Source organism: Streptomyces sp. W16, from assembly GCF_033194735.1.
Taxonomy (GTDB): domain Bacteria; phylum Actinomycetota; class Actinomycetes; order Streptomycetales; family Streptomycetaceae; genus Streptomyces.
In genome coordinates, this window is the sequence record NZ_JAWOAI010000517.1 from 1 (window position 1) to 6,694 (window position 6,694).

The 6,694-nt window shown below is 68.4% G+C and carries 5 protein-coding genes; 2 read left to right on the forward strand and 3 right to left on the reverse strand.

Features of this window, described 5'->3' with window-relative positions; genetic code table 11:
• Positions 1-388 precede the first annotated feature (388 nt).
• A complete protein-coding gene (locus R6V09_RS42310; protein WP_317886803.1) occupies positions 389-1,396 on the reverse strand; it encodes a stage II sporulation protein M in 1,008 nt (335 codons plus the stop codon).
• 128 nt (positions 1,397-1,524) lie between these two features.
• Here R6V09_RS42310 and R6V09_RS42315 point away from each other — a divergent pair, with 128 nt between their 5' ends.
• Positions 1,525-2,604 (forward strand): RDD family protein, encoded by a 1,080-nt coding sequence (locus R6V09_RS42315; RefSeq protein ID WP_317886804.1) that lies wholly within the window; start codon positions 1,525-1,527, stop codon positions 2,602-2,604.
• Between the two features lie 72 nt (positions 2,605-2,676).
• On the opposite strand, the gene R6V09_RS42320 is transcribed toward R6V09_RS42315, so the two are convergent.
• Both R6V09_RS42320 and ahcY read right to left on the reverse strand, forming a co-directional pair.
• Positions 2,677-3,291, reverse strand: coding sequence for a hypothetical protein (locus tag R6V09_RS42320; RefSeq protein ID WP_317886805.1), 615 nt, complete (start codon positions 3,289-3,291; stop codon positions 2,677-2,679).
• 163 nt (positions 3,292-3,454) lie between these two features.
• Positions 3,455-4,912, reverse strand: coding sequence for an adenosylhomocysteinase (gene ahcY / locus R6V09_RS42325; protein WP_317886806.1), 1,458 nt, complete (start codon positions 4,910-4,912; stop codon positions 3,455-3,457).
• Positions 4,913-5,378: 466 nt separating this feature from the next.
• On the opposite strand from ahcY, the gene R6V09_RS42330 reads away from it, so the two are divergent.
• A partial coding sequence (locus R6V09_RS42330; protein ID WP_317886807.1) for a PTS fructose transporter subunit IIC occupies positions 5,379-6,694 on the forward strand: 1,316 nt, incomplete at its 3' end.

The following is a 6,694-nucleotide window of genomic DNA, read 5'->3' on the forward strand; positions in this document are numbered from 1 at the left end:
CTCAAGGAACGGACGCTTCCTTTGTACTCACCCTCTCGGGCTTTCCTCCGGGCTTTTCCCTTCGGTCTTGCGTTTCCGACTCTATCAGACCGTTTCCGGTCCCGATTTCCTCGGTGCTTTCCAGGTTCCCGCTTCCGCGTTTCCCTTTCCGGCGACTCCGACTTTATCAGAAGTTCCGGGCCGGACTTACCGGCCGCTCTTTTCCGAATCATCGGGAGTGTGGCTTCTTTGGAATCGAAGTTCCCAGAAGCAGACAGACACTCGCTGCTGCCGACCGGATCAGATCCAGTTCTAGGCAACTGTTCGAATCTACCTCCCCGACCGGTCCGTGTCAACGGCTCCTTTGGGGCGAAGAGGAGACTAGCAGCTCAGCGGGAGTGCCCGCACATCAGGCAGCCGTAGGGACGGTTGAGCTGCGTTCGGATGCCTCGACGTCGCCTGTCTCACCGTCGCGTACGGCGCGACCGCCCAGGACGTAGACGTACGACAGGAAGGCGCCTTCGGCGATGACGCCGATGCCGATGCGGGCCCAGGTGGGGAGGCCCGACGGGGTGACGAAGCCTTCGATGGCGCCGGAGACGAACAGGACCAGGGCCAGGCCGATGGCCATGCCCACGGCTGCTCGGCCCTCTTCGGCCAGGGCCGTTCGGCGCGAGCGCGGGCCGGGGTCGATGAGGGTCCAGCCGAGGCGCATGCCCGTACCCGCCGCTACGAAGACTGCCGTGAGTTCGAGCAGGCCGTGCGGGAGGATCAGGCCGAGGAACGTGTCGAGCCGGCCGGCCGATGACATCAGGCCGATGCCGACTCCGAGGTTGAGCATGTTCTCGAAGAGGATCCAGAGGACCGGCAGGCCCAGGAAGACTCCAAGGACCAGGCACATCGCGGCGGCTTGGGCATTGTTCGTCCAGACCTGCGCCGAGAAGGCCGCTGCGGGGTGGCTGGAGTAGTAGGTCTCGTACTCGCCGCCGGGACGGGTGAGTTGGCGCAGTTGGCTCGGGGCCGCGATGGAGGACTGCACCTCGGGGTGGGTACCTATCCACCAGCCTAGGAGGATCGCGACCACCGTCGACAGCAGCGCGGTGGGAACCCACCAGTGGCGTGCTCTGTATACCGCGGCCGGAAAACTGTGCCCCAGGAAGTGTGTGACATCACGCCAGGAGGCACGACGGGTTCCTGTCACCGCACTACGCGCGCGTGCCACGAGTTGGCTGAGCCGACCGGTGAGCTGGGGGTCCGGAGCACTGGACTGGATCAGGGAGAGATGGGTGGCCGTCCGCTGGTAGAGGGCGACGAGTTCGTCGGCCTCGGCGCCGTTGAGGCGACGCTGGCGGCGGAGCAGCGCGTCGAGGCGGTCCCACTCGGCTCGGTGGGCCGAGACGAAGACGTCGAGGTCCATCTGGTTGCCTGCTCCTCGGCTGCTCGTCGACTGCTCGTTGGGGATCAGCTTGTCGTACTGGGGCGCGATGTGCCCTCAGCTTGGCAGACTGGCTGTTCCAGGGGCAGGGCAGGGGAAGGGCGGCGGGCGTGAGTGAGCTGGTGACGGGCGAGGCAGTGGCGCTGGAGTTGCGCCCCGCGAGGCTGCCCAGCAGGGCGCTGGCGGTGTTGCTCGATCTGATCGTGGCCATGGCCGCCTACATCGGTGTGAGCGTGGCTCTGATGTTCTCCACGGCCTCTTTGGACGACGCGGCGCAGATCGCGCTGTCGATCGCGGCCTTCGTACTGGTGCTGGTGGGCGCGCCCATAGCGGTGGAGACGCTGAGTCACGGGCGTTCGCTCGGGAAGCTGGCGTTCGGGCTGCGAGTGGTGCGGGACGACGGCGGGCCGATCCGGTTCCGGCACGCGCTGGTGCGGGGTGCGATCGGTGTGATCGAGATCCTGATGACGTTCGGGACCGTCGCCTGTATCGCCTCGCTCGTTTCGGCGCGTGGTCGGCGACTCGGGGATGTGTTCGCGGGCACTCTGGTCGTACGGGAAAGGGTGCCCGCGGGACAGACGTCCTTCGTGCCGCCTCCGCCGCCCTGGCTGACGGGACGTTTCGCCGAGCTTGATCTGTCTGCCGTTCCCGATGGGTTGTGGCTGGCCATCCGGCAGTACCTGACGCGGATGCAGCAGTTGGATCCGCAGGTGGGTTGGGCGATGGCCGAGCGGCTCGCGACGGATCTGGTGGCCCGTACGGGAGCCCCGGCGCCGCAGGGTGTTCCGCCGGCCGCATATCTGGCGGCGGTGGTTCAGGAGCGGCAGGCGCGGGACGTGCGGCGGGCCCTCGGGAACGGCGGGGCGGGCGCGTATTCGCCGTCTCAGGCGTTCGGAGGCGCACCGGCCGGCAGGTTCAGGCCTGGGACCGGGGTGCCGGGCGTGTTCGGCAACGCGGCGCTTCAGCCGTCGTCGGCTCCTCAGCAGCCTTCGGCTCCCCCTCAGCCTTTCGGCTCTGCTCCCGCGCCTGCTCCCGTTTCCTGGTCGGCCCCAGCCGCTCCTTCTTCTCCCGCCGCGGGCGGCATGGGAGCCGATCCGGTCTCATCCGCGCCCGGCCCGCGGCCCCCGACGCCGCAGAAGGAATCGCCCGCCGATCCTCAGCCCTCCACCGGATTCGCGCCGCCCGCCTGAATCTGCCGACCGCGCCCTCTCACCGGCCGGACCGGAATCCACTGCCCCGCGGCCGACGGGGAACGGCGTCGCTCAGCCGAAGACGGACGGCGGCGACTCCAGCTCCTCCAACTCGATGCCGGGTGCCGCGAGCACGACGTCGCCGGCGATGTGCACAGCGTGCTGCTCGCCCGTGTCCAGGGCTGTGACCTGGTACTCGTCCACGGTCAGAGGGCCGTTGTCAGTGCCGTGTGTTTCTCTTTTCAGCAGAGCCCAGGACTGGTCCACGGTGCGCGGGGCGAGGACCGGATCCGTGAAGGTGACGAGGCGGACGCGGGTCGCGGCGGAGGAAGGGGTGAGGCGCAGGAGACGGGTGGTGGCGATGAGGAACGCGGGGGAGGTGCCGGTGAAGGCGTGGGCGCGGACATTGCCTTCGGCGGCATCGGTGCCGGTGGGGTCGGTGCGGACCCAGGTGACGCCGTCGAGGGCGGCGCCGCGCACCTGCCAGCTCGCCGCGTGGAGTTCCAGCCGGATGGGGCGGCCGAGTTCGTCGAGGGTGAGGTCGACGGAGCCGTGGTGATCGCCGGAGGGGGTGGTGAGTTGGGAGACGTAGCGCCAGCCGGAAGGGCCGGGGGCGCACTGGAAGTGCTCGTCTGCGAAGGGGGTGTGATCGTGCGGATCGTGGAGCGAATATCGGCCGCGGGGCATCGGGGTCCTGGGTCTTGACGGGCCGGTCCGGCCAAAGGAACCAAAGGGGCAGGCCCCCGGCACGGGGGTGCGGGGGCCTGCCTCGGAGGATCTGCTGCTGAGGACCCGCCGCTGAGGACCGCGTCAGTGCACGGACACGGTCACAGCGGGCGGAGTCGTCGGCTCAGTAGCGGTAGTGGTCCGACTTGTACGGGCCCTCGACCTCGACGCCGATGTACGAGGCCTGCTCGGGGCTGAGCGTGGTCAGCTTCACGCCGAGCGCGTCCAGGTGGAGGCGGGCGACCTTCTCGTCGAGGTGCTTGGGCAGCACGTAGACGTCGGTCGGGTACTCCTCGGGCTTGGTGAACAGCTCGATCTGGGCCAGTGTCTGGTCCGCGAAAGAGTTGGACATCACGAACGAGGGGTGGCCGGTGGCGTTGCCCAGGTTCAGCAGGCGGCCCTCGGACAGCACGATGAGGACCTTGCCGTCGGGGAACTTCCAGGTGTGGACCTGCGGCTTGACCTCGTCCTTGACGATGCCCGGGATCTTCGCCAGGCCGGCCATGTCGATCTCGTTGTCGAAGTGACCGATGTTGCCGACGATCGCCTGGTGCTTCATCTTGGCCATGTCCGCGGCCATGATGATGTCCTTGTTGCCGGTCGTGGTGATGAAGATGTCGCCCTTGTCGACGACCTCGTCCAGCGTCGTGACCTGGTAGCCGTCCATCGCCGCCTGCAGCGCGCAGATCGGGTCGATCTCGGTGACGATCACGCGGGCGCCCTGTCCGCGCAGGGACTCCGCGCAGCCCTTGCCCACGTCGCCGTAGCCGAGGACGACCGCGGTCTTGCCGCCGATGAGGACGTCGGTGGCGCGGTTGATGCCGTCGATCAGGGAGTGGCGGCAGCCGTACTTGTTGTCGAACTTCGACTTGGTGACGGCGTCGTTCACGTTGATCGCCGGGAACAGGAGGGTGCCGTCACGGTGCATCTCGTAGAGACGGTGCACGCCGGTCGTGGTCTCCTCGGTCACGCCGCGGATCTCCGAGGCGAGCTGGGTCCACTTCTGCGAGCCGTCGGTGATGGTGCGGGTGAGGACCTGGAGGACGACGCGGTGCTCGTCGGACTCGGCGGTGTCGAGGGAGGGGACCTTGCCGGCCTTCTCGTACTCGACGCCCTTGTGGACGAGCATGGTGGCGTCGCCGCCGTCGTCCAGGATCATGTTCGGGCCGCCGGTGGGGGTGTTCGGCCAGGTCAGCGCCTGCTCCGTGCACCACCAGTACTCCTCCAGGGTCTCGCCCTTCCAGGCGAAGACCGGGATGCCCTGGGGGTTCTCGGGCGTGCCGTTCGGGCCGACGGCGATGGCGGCGGCCGCGTGGTCCTGGGTGGAGAAGATGTTGCAGGACACCCAGCGGACCTCGGCGCCGAGGGCGACCAGGGTCTCGATGAGGACGGCGGTCTGCACGGTCATGTGCAGCGAGCCCATGATGCGGGCGCCGGCCAGCGGCTGGCTGGCGGCGAACTCCCGGCGGATCGACATCAGGCCGGGCATCTCGTGCTCGGCGAGGGTGATCTCCTTGCGGCCGAACTCGGCCAGGGAGAGATCGGCGACCTTGAAGTCCTGTCGGTTGTCGACAGTCGTCATTGCGAGGTACTCCTCGGGGTTGGGGCGAGGTGGGTACGGCTGGTCTGCGCGGCGGCGGACACAGGGGTGCCCCAAGGAGGACACAGGCATGCCCGCGTGCGCGCAGCGCAGTCCGTCGGAGGCCCTCTCTCCCTCGGCCGGTCCGCGGTGGGACCGCCCGACCGCCATCAGCAGCGACGTCTGGCTCCGTCCCAAGTTACACCGGTAGGACCGGCGGTCCCCAGTCCGCTCCGGACAGTTCCAGCCGAACCGAGCGGGCGCCCGGCGCCGGATCGGGCCTCAGGGAGCGCGACAAAGGGATGCGTACGAACGTCGGACGGAAGAGGTGGACGCGGGCGATCAGGATGTTCGCGTTGTTGAGTCGGGCGGCGGATGTTGCAGGATGCGGGGAGATCAGGAGCCTCTGATCGATCCTGCGGGACGTCCGGGACGGCGTTCCGTGTGACAAAGGTGTTAGGAGAACGACGTGACGAGTACGGCCGGCCCTCCCCCCACGGGCAGCGGCGGTGACGAGCGGCAGCGGTTGAAGCTGCTCGCGGTGACCGCGTGCCCGACCGGCATCGCACACACGTACATGGCGGCGGAGAAACTCGCCCAGGCCGCCGCGAGCCGTGGCATCGACATGAAGGTGGAGACGCAGGGATCCATCGGGGCTGAAAACATTCTCGATGACAACGATGTCAGCACCGCTGACGGCGTGATCGTCGCCGCGGACAAGGACGTTGACCTGAGCCGCTTCACCGGCAAGCGGGTCCTCGTGGTCGGGGTCGCCGAGGGCATTCGCCATCCCGAGCGGCTGATCGAGCAGGTGCGGTCCGCGCCCGTGCACACGGCGGCCGGGACGGCCGTGGCGGCTGCGCCGGGTGGCCGCGAGCGGAGCGTCGCGTACAAGGCGCTGATGAACGGGGTCAGTTACATGATCCCGTTCGTCGTGGTCGGCGGGCTGCTGATCGCGATCTCGCTGTCGCTCGGCGGCCATCCGAACCCCTCCGGCGGTCTGGTCATCCCGAAGGACTCCTTCTGGATGGACGTGAACAACATCGGCGTGATCGGTTTCACACTGATGGTGCCGATCCTGTCCGGTTACATCGCCTACGCCATCGGCGACCGGCCCGCGCTCGTGCCGGGCATGATCGGCGGCTGGATCGCCAACACCGGTGCGCTGTACGGCTCGAAGGCGGGCGCCGGGTTCATCGGGGCGATCGTGACCGGGTTCCTCGCCGGGTATCTGGTGCTGTGGATCAAGAAGGTCCGGGTCCCGAAGTTCGTACAGCCGATCATGCCGATCATCGTGATCCCGATCGTGGCGACGACGGCGCTCGGACTGTTCTTCGTCTACGTCATCGGGAAGCCGATCTCCTGGGTGTTCGAGCATCTGACCGACTGGCTCGGCGGGATGACCGGCACCAGCGCGATCCTGCTCGGCACGATCCTCGGGCTGATGATCGCGTTCGACATGGGCGGCCCGGTCAACAAGACGGCGTTCCTGTTCGGCGCGGGGCTCATCGCGACCGGCAACCAGGCCGTCATGGGCATGTGCGCGGCGGCGATCCCGGTGATGCCGCTCGGCCAGGGCCTGGCCACGTTGATACGGCAGCGGCTCTACACCGAGCAGGAGCGGGAGACCGGTCTGGCCTCGCTGTTCATGGGCTGCTTCGGCATCTCCGAGGGCGCGATCCCGTTCGCGGCGGCGCGGCCGGCGCAGGTCATCCCCGCCAACATGCTGGGCGGCGCGGTGGCAGGTGCGGTCGCCGGGCTCGCCGGGGTGAAGGACGCGGTGCC